The organism is bacterium (genome assembly GCA_031082185.1).
Taxonomy (GTDB): domain Bacteria; phylum Sysuimicrobiota; class Sysuimicrobiia; order Sysuimicrobiales; family Humicultoraceae; genus VGFA01.
Genome location: JAVHLI010000001.1, coordinates 232,459 through 252,251, shown reverse-complemented (window position 1 = coordinate 252,251; position 19,793 = coordinate 232,459). Strand labels below are relative to the sequence as shown.

Genomic DNA, 19,793 nt, shown 5'->3' with positions numbered 1-19,793 from the left:
TGGCGCGCGTGCCGGGGTGCGCTGCGGGCTGCAGGATCTAGCGGTTGATAGCCCGCATCCCATCCGCCGGATAGCGGGCGCCGGCTGCGACACCGATCGGCGCGATTTCGTCCAGCGCGGCCAGATCGTCCTTCGTCAGCGTGACACTCAGGGCGCCCAGGTTTTCCTCCAGGTGCGCGCGGCGCCGGGCACCGGGGATGGGCACGATATCGTCGCCCTGCGCCAGCACCCAAGCGATCACCAGTTGGGGCAGCGAACAGCCCTTCGCCTCCGCCATGGCGCGCAGGCGGTCGACCAGCCGGAGATTGCTGCTGAAGTTCTCTGGATGGAAACGTGGATGAATGCGCCGCCGGTCGTCTGCCGCCAGGTCGTCGGGCGACTGCACCGTACCGGTGAGGAAGCCCCGGCCGAGCGGGCTGTAGGGCACGAAGCCAATCCCCAACTCGCGGCAGGTCTTCAAGACCTCGCGTTCGGGATCTCGAGTCCATAGCGAGTATTCCGACTGAACCGCGGTGATGGGATGAATGGCGTGCCCGCGCCGGATGGTGGCAGCCGACGCCTCCGAGAGGCCCAGGTATTTCACCTTGCCGGCTTCGACCAGCCCGACCATCGCACCCACCGTATCCTCGATGGGCGTATCGGGATCGACGCGATGCTGGTAGTAGAGGTCGATGACATCGACCCCCAGTCGCTGCAGGCTCTCCGCGCACGCTTCCCTCACGTAATCGGGCTTGCCACTTATGCCCGCGGGCCGGCCTTCTCTGGCGGGCACGTGGCCGAACTTGGTGGCGATAACGATCTCACGCCGGAACGGACGGACGGCCTGCCCCAGCAACGTCTCGTTGTGCCCGTTACCGTAGGCGTCCGCCGTGTCGAAGAACGCAACCCCAAGCTCGTAGGCCCGGTGAATCGTGGCGATCGACTCGGCCTCGTCACCCACGCCGTACCCGTAACTTCCCGACATGCTCATGCAGCCGAGCCCGAACGCCGAGACCTCAAACCCGCCCCGGCCAAGTTGCCGCCGAATCACGCGCGCCACACCTCCCGAAAGACCCGCATTGAGTTTCCACCGATGATCGTCTTCGTGTCATCGGGCGTGTGTCCTCTAGCTGATTCACCACCGCCTCTGGTTTCGGTACAATAGAGGTTACGGTTTCTCAATATGACCCTGCTCCTGCAGGGTCTCCTGGAGCTTCTCCGGGAGGCGCCTGCCTACAAAGAGATCCGCCGGGCCCTGATCGAGGGTGATGTGCCGCCGTCCGCCCTCGGGCCGGGCGGCAGCGCGGCGGCGTGCCTGCTGGCCGCGGTCATCACCGATCCCGAGATCGCCGGCACGGTCCCTGACGGGACGGGCGCCCGGCCGCCCACCCTGGCGATTGCCCCGAACCGCGAGGCCGCCGAGCGCCTGACAGACGACCTGCGTGCGGCGCTCTCCGGCGCGGAGATCCAGGTAATTCTCTTCCCGGACGACCCGGCCGCGGTCCGCGAGCGCCTGGGGGTCCTAGACGCCCTCGCCACCGCCGGAAGACAGGTGGTCGTGGTGGCGTCCGCGGCCGCGTGCGCCGAGCCGCTCCCTTCCCCCGAAGCCCTGTCCGCCGCGACGCTCCGCCTGCGCCCTGAACAGACGCTGCCGCGCGATCGCCTGGTGGCCGACCTGGAGTCCGGCGGCTACCAGCGCGTCGGGCTGGTGGCCAATCCGGGCGAGTTCGCGGTACGCGGCGGCGTCGTGGACCTGTTTCCTCCGGACGCGGACGCGCCGGTCCGCCTCGATCTGTGGGGAGATGAGGTGGACTCGCTGCGCGCGTTCGATCCGCTCTCGCAGCGCGGCCTGGAAGCGCTGCCCGAGGTCACGGTGCGGCCGGCGTGGCTGCGCGCGGAGAGCGACGCCGCCACATCGCTTGCGGAGCATCTCCCCTCCGGCGGGCTGCTGGTCCTGGTGGAACCGGCCGAGGCCGAGGGCGCGGTCCGCCTGCTCGGCGAGCGCGCCGATCCCAAACCCCTGCCCTGGTCGCGGATTGCCGGCCCGGCCCCCGGACGCCGGCGCATGGCGATCGCGGCCGCGCGACCGCCCGAGGGACGCTGGCACGAGATCCGCCTGGAAGCAGGAGGCCTAGAAGCCCACGGCGGCCAGACGCACCTGTTCGCCAAGATGCTCGCAGGCCTGGCAGATGAGGGCCTGAGCGTCGTGGTCGCCTCTGCCCAGGCCGGTCGCCTTGCGCACATCCTGGCAGACTCCGGCATCGAGGTGGCGCTGGCCGAGCGCCTCGACGCGATGCCCCTCCGCGGCCGCATCGTGGCCGTCCCCGTTCCCCTTGCGCGGGGATTCCGCCTCGACTCGGCAGGCCTGGCGGTGGCGACCGACGCCGAGATCGTCGGGTGGAGGCGGCGCCGGCCCCGGATGCGGTTCCTGCGCGAGGGCGAGCGCCTTGCGTCGTGGGTTGACCTGTCCCCTGACGATCTGGTCGTGCACCTGCACCACGGCATCGGCCGCTACAAGGGCCTGGTCCGGTTGCAGCAGGGCGGCGCGGAACGAGAGTACCTGATGCTCCAGTACGCGGCGGAAGATCGCCTCTACGTTCCCACCGACCAGATCGGACTGGTCCAGCGCTACATCGGCGAGGGCGCGCAGGTCAGGATCCACCGGCTGGGCGGCGCCGAGTGGGAGCGTGAGAAGCGCCAGGTAAAGGAAGCCACGCGCGAGATGGCGGCCTCGCTGCTGACGCTCTACGCGGCGAGGGCCACGGCAGCGGGCCACGCCTTCGGCCCGGACACGCCCTGGCAGGCCGAGATGGAGGCCGCGTTTCCCCACGAGGAAACCCCGCACCAGCGCATGGCCATCGAGGCGGTCAAGCGCGACATGGAGGCGCCGCGGCCCATGGACCGGCTGGTGGCAGGCGACGTCGGCTACGGAAAGACCGAGGTGGCGCTGCGCGCGGCGTTCAAGGCGGTGATGGACGGCAGGCAGGTGGCCGTGGTGGTCCCGACCACGGTGCTGGCGCAGCAGCACTTCAGCGTCTTCAGCGAACGGTTCGCACCCTACCCTGTAACGGTGGAGTTGCTCAGCCGCTTCCGCTCGCCCGCTGAACAGAAGGCGGTGTTGGCGGGCCTGGCGGCCGGCACCGTGGACGTGGTGATCGGCACCCACCGGCTGCTGGGCAAAGATGTGCGGTTTCCCAACCTGGGGCTGGTGGTCGTGGACGAGGAGCAGCGCTTCGGCGTAGGGCACAAGGAACACCTCAAGGCGCTACGGCGGAGCGTGGACGTGCTCACCCTCACCGCCACGCCCATCCCGCGCACGCTGCACATGTCGCTGGCCGGCCTGCGCGACCTCACGGTGATGGAGACGCCGCCGGAGGCCCGTCTGCCCATCCACACCGAGATCCGGCCCCAGGACGACGACCTGGTGCGCGACGCGATCCGGCACGAGCTGGCGCGCGGCGGGCAGGTGTACGTGGTGCACAACCGGGTCGAAACGATCGGGCGCGCTGCTCGACGCATCCGCCACCTGGTGCCCGAAGCGCGCGTCGGGATCGGGCACGGACAGATAAGCGAGGAGCGGCTGGAAACCGTGATGCTCGACTTCCTCGGCGGACGTCTCGACGTGCTCGTCTGCACCACCATCGTCGAGATTGGCCTGGACATCCCGCAGGTCAACACGATCCTGATCGAGGACGCGCACTTGATGGGCCTGGCGCAGCTCTACCAGTTGCGCGGCCGCGTGGGCCGCGCCGACCGGCAGGCGTATTGCTACCTGCTCTACCCGCCCAGGACACCGCTGACGGGCGAAGCCGAGCAGCGGCTGCGGGCGATGGCCGAGTTCGTCGAGTTGGGCTCCGGGATGGGCCTGGCGATGCGGGACCTCGAGATCAGGGGGGCCGGCAACATCCTGGGCCCTGAACAGCACGGCCACGTGGCGGCGGTGGGTTTCGACCTGTACTGCCGGCTGCTCGACGAGGCGATCCGCGAGGCGCGCGGTGAGATCATCGAGGATGCGCGGGACCCGGCGCTCGAGCTCGGCGTGGACGCGCACCTGCCCGTGGCGTATCTGCCCGACGAGAACGAGCGCATGGCCAGCTACCGGCGCCTGGGGGCGGCGCGTACCGCCGAGGAGGCAGAGACCGTCGCCGCCGAAATGGAGGAACGCTACGGCCCACCTCCGCCTCCTGCACGCGCGCTGCTCGACGCGGTGCGCCTGCGGGTCGCGGCACGCGGCGTCGGCGCCACCTCGATCACGCGGAAGGATGGACGATTCGTTGTGCGCCTGAACGAGGGTAGTCACCTCGACGCGACCGCCCAGGATCGGCTCCGCCTGGCGCTGGGCAGCCGGGCCCAGGTCACGGCGGCCGGTCTCACGGTGCGCGCCGTGGGCCGGACCTTCGCCGAGCAGGCCGGACCGTTGATAGAGACGCTGGAGCTGGTTGGAAGGCTGGCGGCACGCGACGCGCTGCGGTATGCTGATTCCGTTCGCACAGAGGAGGGAGTTCCCAGATGAAGCTACGCAATGTCATTATCGCCGTCGCCGTGGTGGCCGTCGTGGCAGCCGCGGGCGTCGGAGCATGGTTCCTAACGAAGGGCGCCCGGAAGGGATCGGCCGTGGCCGCCCGTGTAAACGGCGACGCGATCTACTGGTCGCAGGTGGACGCTGAGGTAACCAGGGCCGCCGCCCAGTTTGGCCTGGATCCGACCGGCGCAGAGTTCGCAAAGCAGCAGGGCGAGATCGCCAAGGCAGTGATAGATCAGATCGTCGCGCAGCGCCTGGTGGTTCAGGAGGGGCGGAAGCGCAACATCGCGGCCGGCGACAAGGAAATCGAGGAGCAGATTGCCGCCATCAAGCAGCGGTTCCCCGGCGAAGCCGAGTTCACAGCCGCCTTAGCCCGGAACGGCCTGACGCTCGCCGGCCTGCGCGAGATGATCAGCATCAGCATCACCCAGCGGAAAGTGGCGGAGGTCGTGGCGGTGGCAAGCGTGTCGGACGACGAGGTGCGCAAGCAGTACAACACCAACCCGGCGCTCTACGACAAGCCTGCCCAGATCAAGGTCAGCCACATCCTGCTGCGCATAGGCGAGAAGGGCACCGAGCCGGTGGCGGCGGCCAAGGTCAAGATAATCCAAGCCAAGCTGGCCGACGGCGCGAAGTTCGAGGACCTGGCCAAACAGTACTCCGAGGACCCGGGCAGCGCTGAGCGCGGCGGCGACCTGGGGTTCGTCACCAAGGGCACGCTCGTGAAGGAGTTCGAGACGGTCGCGTGGGCGCTCAAGCCCGGACAGACCAGCGGCCCGGTGCGGACGCAGTACGGCCTGCACATCATCCGGGTCCACGAAACGAAGATCGCCGAGAAGGGCTCGCTCGAGAAGGTCAAGGAAGAGATCCGCGCGCAACTGCTCGGATCCAGGCGCGAGAAGGCGTTTGATGCCTGGCTGACGGAGCAGCGGAAGGTGGCCAAGGTCGAGCGGTTCGAGCGGAAGTAGCGCGCCGGCAGGCTTGAACCAGGGGCGGCACGATGAAGAACGGAACGCTCGATAGGCTTGTCCTGGAGGCCGAGACAGACTCCGCGGTGCTGGCCGTTGTGCTTTTTGGAAGCGCGGCGCGCGGTCAGGCGGGAGCGGGGTCGGATCTCGACGTGTGCCTGGTCCTTTCCCCCACCGGCGGCGCCGATGCCTTGGAGCGCCGCCTGCATTATCTGAGCCGGCACGATGTGGACCTCCAGGTGTTCCAGTCCCTGCCGTTGGCGATGCGCTCGCGAATCCTCAAGGAGGGCAGGGTGCTGTTCGTGCGGGACGAGGACGCGCTCTACACGCTCGCCCGGCGCACTATCGCGGCCTTCGAGGACTTCCGGCACATCCACAAGATGTACCTCGACGCGGTGCTCCATGCTGGACCGTGAGCGCATCCTCGGGCGCCTGGATGACCTGGAGCAGTACCTGCGCGAGTTGCGGCAGGTCGCGCCCGCGACCGTCGAGGATTACCGGCATGTGGCGACGCGCCGGGCCTGTGAGCGCCTCCTTCAGATCGCCGTCGAAGCAGTCGTGGATGTTTGCGCCATGCTGGTGGCCGGCCTCCGGCTTGGCCTGCCGGGCGAGGAGGACGACCTCTTCGAGAAGCTCCACGCGGCCGGGGTGCTTCCGGCAGAACTGAAGGAGCGGCTGCGCGGCATGAAAGCCTTCCGCAACATCCTCGTCCACGAGTACGCGCGCGTGGACGACCGCAGGGTGTTCGAGATCTTGCAGACAGGGCTGGGGGACTTCGAGGAGTTCAGGCAGGAGGCCCTGCGCGTGCTCAGGCAGAACGCGGCGGGCAGCTAACCAACGGCCTCGACCACGCGCATGCGGCACACCTTCGAGGATCTCGTCGCGGTGATGGCCCGCCTGCGCGGGCCTGACGGCTGCCCGTGGGATCGCGAGCAGACGCACGCCTCGCTGGCGCCCTACCTGCTGGAAGAGACCCACGAAACCCTGGAGGCGATCTCGCGCGGTGATTCCGCCGCGCTGCGCGACGAGCTGGGCGACCTGCTGCTTCAAGTTGTCTTCCACGGCCAAATGGCGAAAGAAACCGGCGCCTTCGATGCGGGCGACGTCGTGGACGGCTTGGTGCGCAAGCTGATCTCCCGCCACCCGCACGTCTTCGGGGGGACGGCTCTTGGAACTCCGGGCGAGGTCCTGACCCAATGGCACGAGATCAAACGGCGCGAGGCCCCACAGCGGGGGGTCTTCGACGGAATCCCGGCGTCGCTACCGGCGCTGGCCCGCGCGCAGAAGATTGTCGAGCGGGCTGCGCGGCAGGAAGAGGAGAAGACCGAGCCGGACTTCAGGCTGGCGCTGGAGGGAATCCGGCAGGCCCTCGATGCGGCGTCGGCCGATGCGGCGTCGGCCGAGCAGGTGCCGAGCGAGCTGGTCGAGGAACTGCTCCTCTCGGTCGTTGCCTTGGCCCAGGCCGCCGGGGTAGACGCCGAAACGACCCTGCGCGCGGCGTGCGATCGCTTCTTGGAGAAGAACGCGCTCCGAGGAGAGCAGCCCTAGCAGCAGGGACCGGACGCGCATGGGCGCGGACCGATCGCCGTCACGCACCTCCTCGGACGCCGTCGCCTACCCACCTGACCTGAGGGAAGCCGGCGCTGATGCTCTCATAGAAGGCCCTATCCGCCGTGACGAGATCAGCGCCAGCCTGAAGGCTCAACGCAAGAAACAGGGCGTCGTAGATGCTCTGCCTGTGCTCAAGGGCCAGGCGATAGGCCGGTAGGAGCACGAGGGGGCTGGGCACGACCTCCAGCGGGAGATCGAGGAAGGCCGCGATCACCGCCTCCCCATCCTCAGGCCTCACGTGGGCCGCGGAGACCCGCTTCCATACCGCGTTCGCGAACTCGGCGTAGATCAGGTCCGGGGCCAGGGGCCTGAGCCGACCCTGCTCGAACGCCTCGAGCAGGTGCAGGGCCTCGCGAGAGTACGGCTCGTCGAAGAACCACTTAACCGCGACGCTTGTGTCCACTACCACCGCGGGGACAGCGGTCACCGCCGGCGATCCTCTCGGATGAGCTCGGCGCTGTCGGGAAACGCTCCGTACCTGGCCTGAACAGCCTCCCGCACTCGGCGGGCATGCCGCCAGAACTCCTGAGGGTCCTGGGCCCTCGCCACGGCTTCCTCGATGATGACCGCAGCTTCCTGCGTGATGGACCGGCGGTGGCGCCGGGCCTGCTCTTTCAGACGCTGGTAGGTTTGTGGGTCGATGTTACGAATCGTCAAGCCGGACCGGGTGGACGGGTGCGGCAGAAGGCGCTCAGGGACGGTCGTGGAGTGATCGGTGGCGCGCTGCGGATGTTCTGTACATGCTCCTGCGTGAGGAGGCACGCGAAGCGGACACCGAGGAGATCCGGGAGGGGGTGACCGCAGCGTTCGACCAGCATGGACGCCTCATCTCGCTCGAGTACATTGGCGCTGCAGCAGACGGCTTGGTCGTGGACGATACCGTCAGGGTATCCGTGTTGACATCCTCCCCCACCTGAAGCCGGGGGATTCCTACCGCGCGAATCGGTCATACTGAACGAGAGCCCGCCTCCACTGGCGGCGAGGGTCGCGGGCCGTCAGGAGAGGAAATGGAGAGTGTACGGGGGGAGGCCTGCGGGGTGGCGCGCCGCATGCTGGCCGAGGACATCGGCGAGGAGTTGAAAGCGGTCGCCCGGGAGCGTGCGGGGTACGATCAGGACCCCCGGATGAGGGCGCCCGTCGGCGAAGAAGCGCAGCGTGAGCGCGATGAAGTCATCCCGGTTACGTGTGACGAGGCAGCGCCCTTCGCGGGCCGCCCGGTCGAGCTGCTCCAGATCCGAGAGGCCTTGCGCGCCGACTTCGTGTGCGCTCACGGCATCGACGCCTCGCGCGCGCAAGAGCTCGGCGACCGTGGGGCTCAGGTCTTCGTCCAGGTAGTACTTCAGGAGCCGCGCACCGCCAAGGAGGGATAGCGCTGCGCGAGCCGCTCCTGTGTCCAGGCTTCGTTCCGTCGGATCTGGGCTTCGATCTCTTCCGGATAGGCGACGTAGTAACCAAGCGCAGCCCGCAGTTGTATCTCCGAGAGCCAGTGGTAGGCGTGGCGGAGACGCTCGGGATCGTTCTTGAGGCTCTTGTACGTGGCGATGGCCTCCCAGACGTCGAGGCCTGTGCCAGCGATACGGGCCCTTCGGCCGGTAGGACCGTCCGCAAAGAGGATCCCCGGGCAGCGGCGCATCTTGATCACTTCGGCGAGGAGTTCGTTCGCGACCGCCGAGAAGTCTCGTCCGGTGGACTGCGCCGACTCCTCAATAGCCTTGGCGATGTCCTCGGGAATCCGTAGGCTCTTTTGGACCGTGGCCATTATTCCACCCCTCCCGCCTGGCTGCGCATGGCCGGTTCGGATCCGGTCGTACGACATATACTACATTGGGTTACGCGGAGCGTCAATCCGTGATCGCTGTCGGGGACGGCAAAGAACAGGCAGGACGGATGCGTTGCATGAACCTCAGGCGCAGTATATACTGCATATACAGCAACTACTGCTTTCGGTACTTATGCAGAGAACCACCGGGCAGGGGGGCGGTACCAATGCCACGCGGGAAGATAGTTTATGTCTCCGAGGGGGCGCACAAGCGGCTCAGGCTGCTGGCAGCCCAGCACAACCGGCCTATGGGAAAGGTCGTCGAGGATCTCGTGGCCGACGAGTTCGCCGAGATGGCGAACCCGTGGACCGGCCCCGAAGGTCTATGGCTCCAGCAGCAGGCGCTGGCTGAGGCGTGGGACGATCCCGCGCTGGATGTCTACGGCGAGGCTTGAGAGGTGATGGAGATCGCCAGAGGCGACGTCGTCCTGCTCGCGTTCCCGTTCCTGACTGAGGGGAAGGTGCAACGCAAGCTGCGGCCGGCGGTGGTGGTGCAGGCCGACCGGTACAACCAGCGGCGCGCCGCCGTCATCATCGCCGCGATCACGAGCACGCGCTCACACACCGGGCTGCCATGTAAGGTGGTCGTGGAGAAGGACAGCCCGGCCGGGCAGCAGGCCGGCCTCAGGCTCGACAGCGTCGTGGATTGCCAGACCGTGGCCACGGTGCCGCGCACAGAGATCGTCCGCCGCCTGGGGAGGTTCCCACCGGCGGTGATGCGCCGGATTGACCGGGCTCTGGAGGACTCCCTCGGGCTCGCCGGCGATCTCGCGCAAACGGATTAGCTTGCGAGCGGCACTGCTCATCCATTCGATGAGGGCGGGCCTGTCAATAGTGGTTTTCCCCTAAGCCATCAGCAGGAGATGCGATCCGTTCGACGAATCCCGTTGCTGCCGTCTCATGCCTTCTCATGTGAGGTCTGGATTGGAAATCAGCAACCGACAGACCGAGGCACATCCGAACTCGTCTCAGCCGGCGGTCTCCTCAGTCCTGATGCTGGAGGCAGCAGGCGCATTCAGAATCCCGATCGTAACGTACCTGCGCGATGCTCCTGACCTGGAGGTCGCGGGCGCAATAGCGGTCGGCCCCGAGGCCCTGGCCTTCGTCCGCCGGACCGCGCCCGACATTGCGGTGCTGGATGCCGACAGGTTGGACGGCCCGCTACTGGATCACATCCACCAGTTGCGGGAAGCTTCGCCGCACACCCGGCTGTTGGTCCTGGCCGAGGATTGCGCCGGTGAGGAACTGGGCCCGGCCCTCAACAGCGGCCTTTGGGGCTACCTGCATCGGGACGCACCCCAGGACGTTCTCGTCTGGGCTCTGAGGGCGGTGGCAGGGGGTCGGATCGTGCTGTACTGCTCCCTCTCACCGGAACAGCTCGGCCTTCGGGAGGAATTCAACCATGGCCTGGCCGGCACACTGAATGCGCTAAGCCGGCGGGAGTCAGAAATCTTCGCCGCCATCGCCGATGGGGAGACCGACGCCCAGATCGCGCGCCGCCTCGAAGTGTCTGTGCCCACCGTCAAGACCCACGTGCGCTCCATACTGCGCAAGACCGGGGCGCGCAACCGCGCCGGCGCCATCGCCATGGGGTTCCGCAATGGGGCTCTCTAGACCGGCGTCGGGTCTCGCCGTGGATCTTTCCACGCAGGCCCCGGCCTGGTATGTGGCGCACATCAAACCCCGGCATGAGTCGCGCGTGCTGGCCCAGTTGCGGCTCAGGTCTGGGGAAGTCGAGCCCTACTCGCCGCGGCTGGAGGTGATTCGGCGGCGCTGGGGTCGCCGGGCCACGGTGTTGGAGCCGCTGTTCCCGAACTACCTGTTCTTGAGGATGAGCCTCTCTCCGTCGGTGTGGGATGCGGTGCGCTGGACACCGGGCGTCCGCCGGCTGCTGGGAGACGGCGAGCGGCCGCTTCCGGTTCACGAGGATGTGATCGAGGCAATCCGAGAGCGGTCCGGGGAGTCGGGCTTCGTGCGCGTGGGCTCGGGCCTGCGGGCTGGCCAGCACGTGCGCGTGCTGGACGGCCCGCTGGCCGGTCTGGAGGGGATCTTCGAGCGGCACACTTCCCGGGCCGGCCGGGTGCGGGTGCTGATGGAGGTCCTCGGCCACAGCACGCCCGTGGAAGTGGAAGAAATCAACCTGGAGGTTGCCTAAGTACGGCGGTAAGGAAGGCTACGAATAGTTGTCTGGAGCGCGTCGGAAATCCACCTCCTCCTCCGGCGGTGGCGCGCGAAAAGGCGCACCGTATTGGGCGGAGCTTTACCCACCGAAATCCAACCCCTGGTGAGACTATGACCCTACGCTTCGCAGCGGGCGCCCTGCTGATCCTGATTGGCGCCACGCTACTCCCGGTTCCTGTCAGGGCCCAGCAACCCTACATCCTGGGGCCGGAGGACGTCGTCGAGGTCTCAGTCTACGGCAACGACGACCTATCGCGCGTCGTCACCGTGCGGCCGGACGGGATGATCTCACTGCCGCTGGTAGGTGAGATCAGGGCCGCGGGGCTGACGCCCGAGCAGTTGCGCGAGCGGCTGGTCCCCTTCTACGCCCGCTTCATTAGAAACCCCCAGGTTGCGGTCATCGTGCGCGAGTTCCGCCGCGTCAGGGTGACGGTGCTGGGCCAGGTGATGAGGCCCGGGGTCCACGAGCTGCGCCTGGGGTCGTCGGTGCTCGACGCCCTGGCCTCGGCCGGCGGGCTGACCGAGGCCGCGGGCCTGGGCGAGATCAGGCTCAGCCGCGGGCAGGCGCCGCCCGTGGTGATAGATCTGGAGCGGCTGCTGCTGCGCGGCGAGGTGGCCCTCAACCAGCGTCTCGAGACCGGAGACACGCTGGTGGTGCCTGAGGACCTGACCGCGCGGGTCTATGTGCTGGGTGAGGTGGCGCGGCCTGGGATGATACCCCTGCGGGGGCCGATGACGGTGGTGCAGGCCCTGGGATTGGTCGGGGGGCCCACGCGGCGCGCGATGCTGAGCCGAGCCCACGTGATCCGGCGCGGAGCCGAGGCCGCGGCCGAGCCCCTACCGCTCGCCACGGTGACCGTAGCGCGCCAGGCAGGCCCGCCACTCAGGCTGATCCCGGTGGATCTGTACAAGATACTGCGTGCGGGTGACGTGGCCCGCGACTTGCTCCTGCAGCGGGGCGACGTGTTGTACGTGCCCGACAATCCCCTGGCCCTGGAGAATATCGTCCTCATCCTTACGGGCATCGCCGATCTGCGCTCGCTGCTGCGGTGAGAGCGATGTCCGCGGGCGCCCGGCGCCGCCTGCTCGCGGTGTGCCTGACCGCGGCGCTGGCGGGCTGGCTTATGCCGGTGACGCCGGCCGGCGCCTTCCCGCTCGAGGTGGTTCCGGCGGACCACTGGGCATACAAGACGCTCTACCGGCTGGCGGCCTGGGGGCTGGCGCCGCTGTGGGCGGCCTCGGCCCGGCCGCTGACCCGCATGGAGCTGGCGGAGATGGTGGCCTGGGGGCTGGAACGGCTGGCGGCCGAGCGGACCTCGGGCGCCGGCCCAAGCCGGCCCGCGCCCCGATCATCCCTGGAGGACCTGGAATCGCTGGTGCTGGCCTTTTCCGACGAGCTTGCCCTGCTGGGATACCGGGTCATCAACCCACCCATGGGGCCCGCGGCCAGCACGGTGACCGGCTGGGGACTGAAGTTCGAGCGGGCGGTGGTGGCGCGGGTGGAAGCAGGCACGCCCCGCTGGACCGACCGCTGGCCCGAGCGCTCCGAGGGAAGCTTCCTCCAGTTGGAGGCGCGCGCGGTGCTGGGCCTGGGGCCTGCGCTGGCCGCGGGCACTGAGATCAGGCGCGGCCTCCTCTGGGGCGCGGACCGCCTCGGAGGCGTGCCGCGGGCATACGTGAGCGGTGAGACGATGGGCGTCCGCGCGCAGGCCGGGCGCGACTCCCTGTGGTGGGGGCCGGGCTCGCGGGGGGCGTTCCTGCTGTCGGACAACGCGGGACCGCTGGAGGCGGTGCGGCTGACGGCCAACTGGGGCACGCTCCGGCTGACCAGGATTGTGGCGCCCGTTGATTACCAGGTGGGCCGGGTCCTCTACGGGATGCGGTACGACTGGCTGCCCCGCGACAACCTTCGGCTGGGCTTCGGAGAAACGGTTGTGGGCACGGGCGGCCTGTACGCGCCGTACATCTTCAACCCTATCCCGGGCCTGAACTACGCGCTCTCCCTGTGGAACCGCTATCGCGGCCAAGGTCTCGACGACAACTACAGCTTCACCCTGGACTTCGACTGGCGGGTCCGCCCGGGCGTCCTGGCCTACGGCGAGGTCCTCTTCGACGACATCGTCTTCGGCGCGCTGGGAATCGGAAAGCCCAATCCCTATCCCCACCGCATCGGCGGCCTGTTGGGCGCCCAACTCAGCAATCCGTTCGGCCTGACGCGCTCCGATCTGCGCTTCGAGCACAGCAGGGTGAGCAACTGGACCTACACGACCTCCCGCAACCTCAACGACTACGTTCGGGACGGCAGATCGCTGGGCCACTGGTGCGCGCCCGACTGCGAGCTGTGGACGGTTGAACTGACGCGGCGCCTGGCCGCGGAGGCCTCAGCCAGCGTAGCATACGATCTGGTCCGCAAAGGCGAAGGGCGCCTGGGACAGTTCTGGTCGGATCCTGACGACGCGCGGGACAGGCACTACATGTGGGGCGTGATCGAAACCACGCACGCGCTCAGACTCGGGTATTCATGGATGCAGCGGGGCGGCCTGTCACAGGCCGTGAGTCTCACCTGGTCGGCAATATCCAATGCAGGGCACGTGAGCGGACAGAACCGGCACGACTGGTACTTCTGGTGGGAGGCGCGTCATGAGTTCTGAAGGGCGCTCGCCTGAGAGCGAGCCGGGGCTGAGTGATTACCTGAATGTGTTGCTCAGGAGGTGGTGGCTGATCGCCGCGGCCGTGGGCTTGGCTGTTGCCGCTGCCGTAGCCGGCACCCTGATTACCCCGCCGGTCTACAGGGCCACCGCGACGATAGTCGTGGACCGCGGAGGCTCGGCCCTGGGCCTCATCCCCGACTTCACCGGCATGAGTCAGCAGGCCTACGTGGACACGCTCGCCGAGATCATGAAGAGCCGGTCCGTGGGCGAGCGGGCGCTCGCGCGGTTGGGCACATCCAAGGACAACCTCGAGAAGGAACTCAAGAAGCTTCAAGACGGGCTCAAGGTGCAGCGGGTCAGGGGAGCCGACCTGATCCGCGTCCAGGCCGAGGCGCCCACGGCGCAGGATGCGGCGGCGGCCACCAACGCGGTGGCCGAGTCGTTCCTGGCGTGGCACGTCGAGTCGCGCCGCACCCAGGCCTCGGCCGGAAGGAAGTTCATCGAGGGCCAGCTCGTCGGGCTCACGAAGGAGCTCAGCGCGGCCGAGAACGCGCTCGCGGTCTACAAGACCGAAGCTGGCCAGGTCGCGCTCTCCGAGCAGACCAGGATCGCCGTGAACAAGCTCGCCGAGTTCGAGGCGCAGCGCCGCGTGGCAGGGGCCGAGCGTCAGGCGGCCGAGGCCGGCCTGCGCCAGGCGCGCGCATCGCTTGGGAAGCTGGAAGCCACCATTCCCTCGGCGTTCGTGACAGCCGAGGATCCGGTCTCGGCCGGGCTGAGGAGCGAGCTGGTCAAGCTCGAAACGGAACTGGCCGGGCTGCGCGAACAGTTCACCGACCGGCACCCGCGTGTGGCGGCCACCAATGCACGCATCGAGGAGGTCAAGGCACTGCTGCGCCAGCAGGTTGCGCGGACCTTGTCGACCGAGACCGCAGCCCTCAACCCGCTGCACCGGGAGATCGCCGGCCAGGTCATCAAGCTTGAAGTTGAGCGGCAGTCCCTGCAGGCCCGCGAGGCAGCACTGGCTGTCGCCGCGGGCCGATACGCCAGGGAGGTGCAGGCGCTCCCTCCCAGGGAGGTGGCCCTGGCGCGCCTGACGCGCGACCTCAGGATCGCAGAGGAGACATACCTGCTGCTCTCGCAGAAGCTCCAGGAGGCCAGAATCGCGGAGGCCTCCATCGTGGGCGACCTGCGCGTGGTGGATCCAGCAGTCCCGCCGCAGGCCCCGGTCCGGCCGCGGCCTGCCCTCAATATGCTGCTCGCCCTGATGCTCGGACTGATGCTCGGGGTCGGTGGGGCGTTCGTCCTCGAGTCACTGGACGTGACCTTCAAGACACCGGACGAGGCAGGCCAGTCCCTTGGCCTTCCCGTGCTCGCCACCATCCCGTGGGTGAACCATCGCCGCCGTAACCCGGGCGGGACGGAATTCCCCATGATTGAACAAGAGCACCGGAACTCGCCCTTCACCGAAGCTTTCAGGCACCTGCGCACCAGCCTGCTCTACCTGAGCCCCGACCGGCCTCTGAGGACCGTGCTGGTCACCAGCCCGGGGCCGGACGAGGCCAAGAGCACGGTGGCCGCCAACCTGGCCGTGGTGTTCACCCAGATGGGCCACCGGGTGTGGCTGGTCGAGTGCGACCTGCGCCGGCCCGGCCTGAGCTGGGCCTTCCAGCCCGAGGGCACCGGCGGGCTCACCGAGCTGCTGGTGGACGGCCTGCCCGCGGACCGGGCCCTCCATCCAACAAAGGTGGAGAACCTCTGGTTCGTGCCCGGCGGCACCGTACCTCCCAACCCGGCAGAGCTGCTGGGCAGTCGGAAGATGCGGGCGTTCCTCGAGCACGGACGCACCGCGGTGGACGCCATAATACTGGACGCCCCACCGGTGCTACCGGTCACCGACGCCTCGGTGCTTGCCCCGGCCGCCGACGGCGTGCTGCTGCTCGTCCGCCTCGAGAAGACCCCTCGCGAGGCCGCCCGCCGGGCCCGCCAGCAGTTGGAGGCCGTGGGCGCGCGGGTGCTGGGGTTGGTGGTGACAGGCGCCCCTGGTAGACGAGGGAAGGGGTACTACGGGTACTACAGCTACTATCAGGCGGGCGGGGAAGATGCAGGGAAGGGAAAGGCCGCGGTAGGCGGGCGATGAAGCGGGCGCTGCAGTCACATTGTGCAAACGCGCGACAGCACAAGTCTGGGCGGGCCAAGTGATACGCACGTGAAGGGGCTTGTATTGGCAGGGGGAAGAGGAACACGTCTTCGCCCCCTGACTTTCACGATGGCCAAGCAGCTGATCCCCGTCGCGAACCGGCCAATTCTATTCTACGTGTTGGAGCACATCCGCGAGGCGGGAATCCGAGACGTCGGAATCGTGATCTCTCCAGAGACCGGTGCGCAGGTAAGAAAAGCAGTCACTGCTGCGGGGCTGGATCTCGCCCTCACGTTCATCGAGCAATCTTCTCCCCTGGGCTTGGCCCACGCCGTGAAGGTGGCCCGGGACTTCCTCCAGGACGATCCGTTCGTTATGTACCTGGGCGACAACCTAATTGGTCAGGGTATTCGATCCTACGTTGAGGAGTTCCGGTCGAGGGATGCGGACGCTCTGGTTCTACTGAAGGAGGTCTCAGACCCCCGCATGTTCGGTGTCGGGGTGTTAGACGGCCACGGTCGGGTCAAGAGGCTGATGGAGAAACCTCAAGTGCCGCCCAGTAATCTTGCCCTCGTCGGCGTGTACATCTTCGCCGCCCGCATCCATGAGGCGATCGATGAAATCGAACCGTCCTGGAGGGGAGAACTGGAGATCACCGATGCCATCCAGCGCCTGGTGGACCGGGGTCGACATGTGTGCAGCGCTACCCTTGATGGCTGGTGGCTGGACACCGGGAAGAAGGACGATCTGTTGGAAGCTAACCGCGTCGTGCTGGACGACTTCGTCCAGCGAGATATCCGAGGCACGGTCGATGGTGAGAGCAATATCGTCGGCCGCGTCCTGCTTGAACCTGGCTGCGCGGTTCACCGGAGCACTATCCGGGGGCCCGCGGTCGTGGGTTCAGACGCGCTCATCGAGGACGCCTACGTGGGGCCCTTCACAAGCGTAGGCCGCGGCTGTCAAATTCGCCGCTCCTCGGTCGAGCACTGTGTGCTCCTCGACAAGGTCTGCCTGGAAGGCGTGCAGCGGTTGGAGGACAGCATCCTCGGCCGGGGGGCCTCGGTGCGGAGGCCGGGCGGCAACAACCAGGCGCTGCGCATCATGGTCGGCGATGACGCGGAGGTGTTGCTCTAGATGCCGTTCGAATTCGAGCCTCAGGCCATTCCCGAAGTCATACTGGTGCGAGCTCGGGCCTTCCCCGACCCGCGCGGGTACTTCATGGAGTCCTACCGGATGTCTCAGTTCGCCGCCAGTGGAATCCCCCAGGGGTTCTTGCAGGACAATTTCTCCCGCTCGACCCGCAGCGTGCTGCGGGGTCTCCACTACCAGAAGACCCCGTATGCCCAGGGTAAACTTGTCATGGTGCTCCGTGGCGAGATCTTCGACGTGGCTGTCGACATCCGTCGTGGCTCGCCCACTTTCGGCCGGTGGGTTGGCGTGATTCTATCGGACGAGAACCACACTATGCTGTACGTGCCAGAAGGCTTCGCTCACGGTTTCTGCGCACTCACCGATGAAGCCGATGTGTTGTACAAGGTAACAGCCGAATACGCTCCTGAGTACGACCGGGGAATCCGCTGGGACGACCCGGACTTGGCAATCTCATGGCCGGTGGCGGCTCCAGTGCTGTCCGAGAAGGACGCCCGCATGCCCGCGCTGCGGGACGCCGACATCGACTTCGTCCACGGGGGAGACACATGACGACGGTACTCGTCACAGGCGCTGGCGGTTACATCGGATCCGTTCTTGCCCGGATGCTGCTTGAGGAGGGTCGGACCGTGATCGCGGTCGACCGGTTCCTCTTCGGCCCCACGTTGCCGATGCATGAACGGCTACGCATAGTGACCGAGGATGTCCGCCACCTGGAGATCGGCCACCTGGAGGGCGTCGACGCGGTGGTCGACCTGGCCGCGCTCTCCAACGACCCGGCAGGCGAACTGGACCCCGAGCTCACCTGGCAGGTCAACCACCGAGCCCGGGTTCGCGTCGCCCGCTTGGCTCGGGCCGCGGGAGTCCGACGCTATGTGTTCCCATCGTCATGCAGCATCTACGGCTTTCAGGACGGCCTTCTCGACGAGACGTCGCCGCCCAACCCCTTGACGACTTACGCAAAAGCCAACCTCCAGGCGGAGAGCGACATCCTCTCCTTCACCGGCGACCGGCTCTGCGTCACGGTACTGCGCCAGGCGACTGTCTACGGGCTGTCCGCCCGTATGCGCTTCGATCTGGCCATCAACGGGATGGTGCGCGGACTCTATCTCACCGGTACGATTCCAGTCCTCCAGGACGGCACCCAGTGGCGGCCCTTCGTCCACGTGCGCGATACATGCCGCGCGATGCTGCTAGCGCTGGAGGCCCCAGCCGAGCACATCGACGGCCAGATCTTTAATGTGGGCGCAGACGAGCAGAACTGCCAAATCCTGCCCCTGGCCCGCGGCGTCGCCGAGGCCCTCGGCCTGCCGTTCCAGTTTGAATGGTACGGTCTCCCCGACCACCGCTCGTACCGCGTCAGCTTCAGGAAGATTCACGAGGTTCTAGGGTATCAGCCCACGCACTCCCCGGCCGATGGTGCTACGGAGGTACACGAGGCCCTGCGGTCTAAGCAGGTCGATCCCCACGACCCTCGCACGATCACCGTGGGATGGTACAGGCACCTCGCTGAAAGAGGCGCCTTCCTCAAGCGTTTGGAGGGGAAGGAGCAGGCATGAGGATCGCCATCATAGGCGCGGCCGGCCAGCTCGGTACCGCCCTCATGCGGACCTTCGGTAGCGCCCCCGGGTGCGAGGTGGCAGGACTCACCCATTCCGAGATGGAGGTCGCAGACGCCGGTGTCGTCGCCAGGGCTCTGGCTCCGCTGCGCCCCGATGTCGTGATCAACTGCGCGGCCTTCCACCGGGTGGACGACTGCGAGGACCGACCGGAGGAGGCCTTCCGGGTCAACACTCTGGGCGCCCTCCATGTAGCCCGCGCCTGCGCGAACCTGGGTGCCAGCGCCGTCTACATCAGCACCGACTATGTCTTTGACGGCGCCAAGGGCGGGGCGTACACCGAAGAGGATCCCCCGACCCCCCCCAACATCTACGGCGCCTCCAAACTGGCTGGCGAGGTGCTCACCCGCCAGGCCTGCCAACGGTGGCTGGTCGTCCGGGTTGCCAGCCTCTTCGGGCCGGGTGGGGCCAGCAGCAAGGGTGGCAGCTTCCTCGACCGAATCGTCGCCAGGGCCCGGGCCGGCGAGCCGCTGAGGGTGGTCGCGGACATGGTAATGTCGCCGACATACACCCCGGATGCGGCGGCGGCAATCGAGCGGCTGGTGGCGGAGGGCTGTACCGGGGTCTTCCACGCGACCAATGCCGGGTGCTGCTCGTGGTACGAGTTCGCCCAGGAGGCACTGGCGCACCTCAAGATCAGTACGTCGGTCATCCCGGTTCCGTCCAGCGAGTTCCCTACACGAGCGCGCCGCCCCAGGAACTCCTCGCTGAAGGGGAGGGCAATCCCAGGATTCGCCATGCGTCCTTGGCAGGAAGCTCTTCAAGACTACCTTCGCGAACATGGATGCATGGAAGACGAAAGGTGACGCGTCTCAAGATCACCAGCAACCTGCTTGCTCGCAACACACTGCTGAATCTCGGTGGGAATGTCGCGGCATTGCTGGTCGGTGTCGTAACCATTCCTGCAGTTGTCCGGGGGTTGGGCACCGAGAGGTTTGGCCTGCTGGCGCTGGCGTGGGCGGTCCTCGGATACACCACCATCTTCGATCTCGGCCTTGGACGAGCGACGGCGAGGTTCGGGGCTGAGGCTCTGGGGCAGGGTAGAAGGGAGACAGCATCGGCGATAGTCTGGACTGTGGTGCCGCTGCAGTTGGCCTTGCAAGCCTCACTCCGGCTCTCGTTGGTACCCTGAAGATTCCATTGGAACTCGCAGTAGA

Annotated in this window: 23 protein-coding genes; 18 read left to right on the top strand and 5 right to left on the bottom strand. The window is 67.5% G+C overall.

Annotation, left to right across the window (positions count from 1 at the left end; translation table 11 throughout):
* Positions 1–37: 37 nt before the first annotated feature.
* Positions 38–1,030: an aldo/keto reductase gene (locus RDU83_01300; GenBank protein ID MDQ7839645.1), complete on the bottom strand. Its 993-nt coding sequence runs from the start codon at positions 1,028–1,030 to the stop codon at positions 38–40.
* 132 nt (positions 1,031–1,162) lie between these two features.
* On the opposite strand from RDU83_01300, the gene mfd reads away from it, so the two are divergent.
* Genes mfd through mazG form a run of 5 tightly spaced genes read left to right on the top strand, consistent with a single transcriptional unit; the run spans position 1,163 to position 7,017 of the window.
* A complete protein-coding gene (gene mfd / locus RDU83_01295) occupies positions 1,163–4,492 on the top strand; it encodes a transcription-repair coupling factor (protein MDQ7839644.1) in 3,330 nt (1,109 codons plus the stop codon).
* Complete coding sequence (locus tag RDU83_01290) at positions 4,489–5,469, top strand: peptidylprolyl isomerase (GenBank protein ID MDQ7839643.1); 981 nt, start codon at positions 4,489–4,491, stop codon at positions 5,467–5,469. The genes mfd and RDU83_01290 overlap by 4 nt, the downstream gene beginning before the upstream one ends.
* 32 nt (positions 5,470–5,501) lie before the next feature.
* Positions 5,502–5,885, top strand: coding sequence for a nucleotidyltransferase domain-containing protein (locus tag RDU83_01285; GenBank protein ID MDQ7839642.1), 384 nt, complete (start codon positions 5,502–5,504; stop codon positions 5,883–5,885).
* Positions 5,872–6,303 carry a DUF86 domain-containing protein gene (locus tag RDU83_01280; GenBank protein ID MDQ7839641.1) on the top strand — a complete coding sequence of 144 codons (432 nt, stop codon included), beginning with the start codon at positions 5,872–5,874 and terminating at the stop codon, positions 6,301–6,303. The genes RDU83_01285 and RDU83_01280 overlap by 14 nt, the downstream gene beginning before the upstream one ends.
* A gap of 21 nt (positions 6,304–6,324) precedes the next feature.
* Positions 6,325–7,017, top strand: a complete 693-nt coding sequence (gene mazG, locus RDU83_01275; GenBank protein MDQ7839640.1) for a nucleoside triphosphate pyrophosphohydrolase — start codon at positions 6,325–6,327, stop codon at positions 7,015–7,017.
* Between the two features lie 40 nt (positions 7,018–7,057).
* On the opposite strand, the gene RDU83_01270 is transcribed toward mazG, so the two are convergent.
* The gene (locus tag RDU83_01270; GenBank protein ID MDQ7839639.1) at positions 7,058–7,507 is read right to left on the bottom strand and encodes a type II toxin-antitoxin system VapC family toxin; all 450 of its coding nucleotides are present in this window, start codon (positions 7,505–7,507) and stop codon (positions 7,058–7,060) included.
* Positions 7,504–7,737 (bottom strand): hypothetical protein, encoded by a 234-nt coding sequence (locus tag RDU83_01265; GenBank protein ID MDQ7839638.1) that lies wholly within the window; start codon positions 7,735–7,737, stop codon positions 7,504–7,506. The genes RDU83_01270 and RDU83_01265 overlap by 4 nt, the downstream gene beginning before the upstream one ends.
* Here RDU83_01265 and RDU83_01260 point away from each other — a divergent pair.
* Positions 7,713–7,997: a DUF2283 domain-containing protein gene (locus RDU83_01260; GenBank protein ID MDQ7839637.1), complete on the top strand. Its 285-nt coding sequence runs from the start codon at positions 7,713–7,715 to the stop codon at positions 7,995–7,997. The two genes, RDU83_01265 and RDU83_01260, sit on opposite strands and share 25 nt — an antisense overlap.
* A 78-nt stretch (positions 7,998–8,075) precedes the next feature.
* On the opposite strand, the gene RDU83_01255 is transcribed toward RDU83_01260, so the two are convergent.
* Together RDU83_01255 and RDU83_01250 are read right to left on the bottom strand one after the other, a co-directional pair.
* The gene (locus tag RDU83_01255; GenBank protein ID MDQ7839636.1) at positions 8,076–8,375 is read right to left on the bottom strand and encodes a DUF5615 family PIN-like protein; all 300 of its coding nucleotides are present in this window, start codon (positions 8,373–8,375) and stop codon (positions 8,076–8,078) included.
* Between the two features lie 44 nt (positions 8,376–8,419).
* Positions 8,420–8,839: a hypothetical protein gene (locus RDU83_01250; protein MDQ7839635.1), complete on the bottom strand. Its 420-nt coding sequence runs from the start codon at positions 8,837–8,839 to the stop codon at positions 8,420–8,422.
* Between the two features lie 227 nt (positions 8,840–9,066).
* On the opposite strand from RDU83_01250, the gene RDU83_01245 reads away from it, so the two are divergent.
* The 12 genes from RDU83_01245 to RDU83_01190 all read left to right on the top strand — a co-directional run bounded on the left by RDU83_01245 (position 9,067) and on the right by RDU83_01190 (position 19,768).
* Complete coding sequence (locus RDU83_01245) at positions 9,067–9,294, top strand: hypothetical protein (GenBank protein ID MDQ7839634.1); 228 nt, start codon at positions 9,067–9,069, stop codon at positions 9,292–9,294.
* A 6-nt stretch (positions 9,295–9,300) separates the two neighbouring features.
* The gene (locus RDU83_01240; GenBank protein ID MDQ7839633.1) at positions 9,301–9,684 is read left to right on the top strand and encodes a type II toxin-antitoxin system PemK/MazF family toxin; all 384 of its coding nucleotides are present in this window, start codon (positions 9,301–9,303) and stop codon (positions 9,682–9,684) included.
* A gap of 139 nt (positions 9,685–9,823) precedes the next feature.
* Positions 9,824–10,513 (top strand): response regulator transcription factor, encoded by a 690-nt coding sequence (locus tag RDU83_01235; GenBank protein MDQ7839632.1) that lies wholly within the window; start codon positions 9,824–9,826, stop codon positions 10,511–10,513.
* Positions 10,500–11,054: a transcription termination/antitermination NusG family protein gene (locus tag RDU83_01230; GenBank protein ID MDQ7839631.1), complete on the top strand. Its 555-nt coding sequence runs from the start codon at positions 10,500–10,502 to the stop codon at positions 11,052–11,054. Before RDU83_01235 ends, RDU83_01230 begins: the two co-directional genes overlap by 14 nt.
* 137 nt (positions 11,055–11,191) lie before the next feature.
* A complete protein-coding gene (locus tag RDU83_01225) occupies positions 11,192–12,133 on the top strand; it encodes a polysaccharide biosynthesis/export family protein (GenBank protein ID MDQ7839630.1) in 942 nt (313 codons plus the stop codon).
* A 5-nt stretch (positions 12,134–12,138) separates the two neighbouring features.
* Positions 12,139–13,731, top strand: a complete 1,593-nt coding sequence (locus tag RDU83_01220) for a capsule assembly Wzi family protein (GenBank protein ID MDQ7839629.1) — start codon at positions 12,139–12,141, stop codon at positions 13,729–13,731.
* Positions 13,721–15,868, top strand: a complete 2,148-nt coding sequence (locus RDU83_01215; protein MDQ7839628.1) for a polysaccharide biosynthesis tyrosine autokinase — start codon at positions 13,721–13,723, stop codon at positions 15,866–15,868. Before RDU83_01220 ends, RDU83_01215 begins: the two co-directional genes overlap by 11 nt.
* 21 nt (positions 15,869–15,889) lie before the next feature.
* On the top strand, positions 15,890–17,002 hold the full coding sequence (locus tag RDU83_01210; protein ID MDQ7839627.1) for a glucose-1-phosphate thymidylyltransferase: 1,113 nt from the start codon (positions 15,890–15,892) through the stop codon (positions 17,000–17,002).
* Complete coding sequence (gene rfbC / locus RDU83_01205; GenBank protein MDQ7839626.1) at positions 17,003–17,569, top strand: dTDP-4-dehydrorhamnose 3,5-epimerase; 567 nt, start codon at positions 17,003–17,005, stop codon at positions 17,567–17,569.
* Positions 17,566–18,576, top strand: coding sequence for an SDR family oxidoreductase (locus RDU83_01200; GenBank protein ID MDQ7839625.1), 1,011 nt, complete (start codon positions 17,566–17,568; stop codon positions 18,574–18,576). Before rfbC ends, RDU83_01200 begins: the two co-directional genes overlap by 4 nt.
* Positions 18,573–19,442 carry a dTDP-4-dehydrorhamnose reductase gene (rfbD, locus tag RDU83_01195; GenBank protein ID MDQ7839624.1) on the top strand — a complete coding sequence of 290 codons (870 nt, stop codon included), beginning with the start codon at positions 18,573–18,575 and terminating at the stop codon, positions 19,440–19,442. The genes RDU83_01200 and rfbD overlap by 4 nt, the downstream gene beginning before the upstream one ends.
* Entirely contained in the window at positions 19,439–19,768 is a 330-nt protein-coding gene (locus RDU83_01190; protein MDQ7839623.1) for an oligosaccharide flippase family protein, read from the top strand. Before rfbD ends, RDU83_01190 begins: the two co-directional genes overlap by 4 nt.
* Positions 19,769–19,793: the final 25 nt, after the last annotated feature.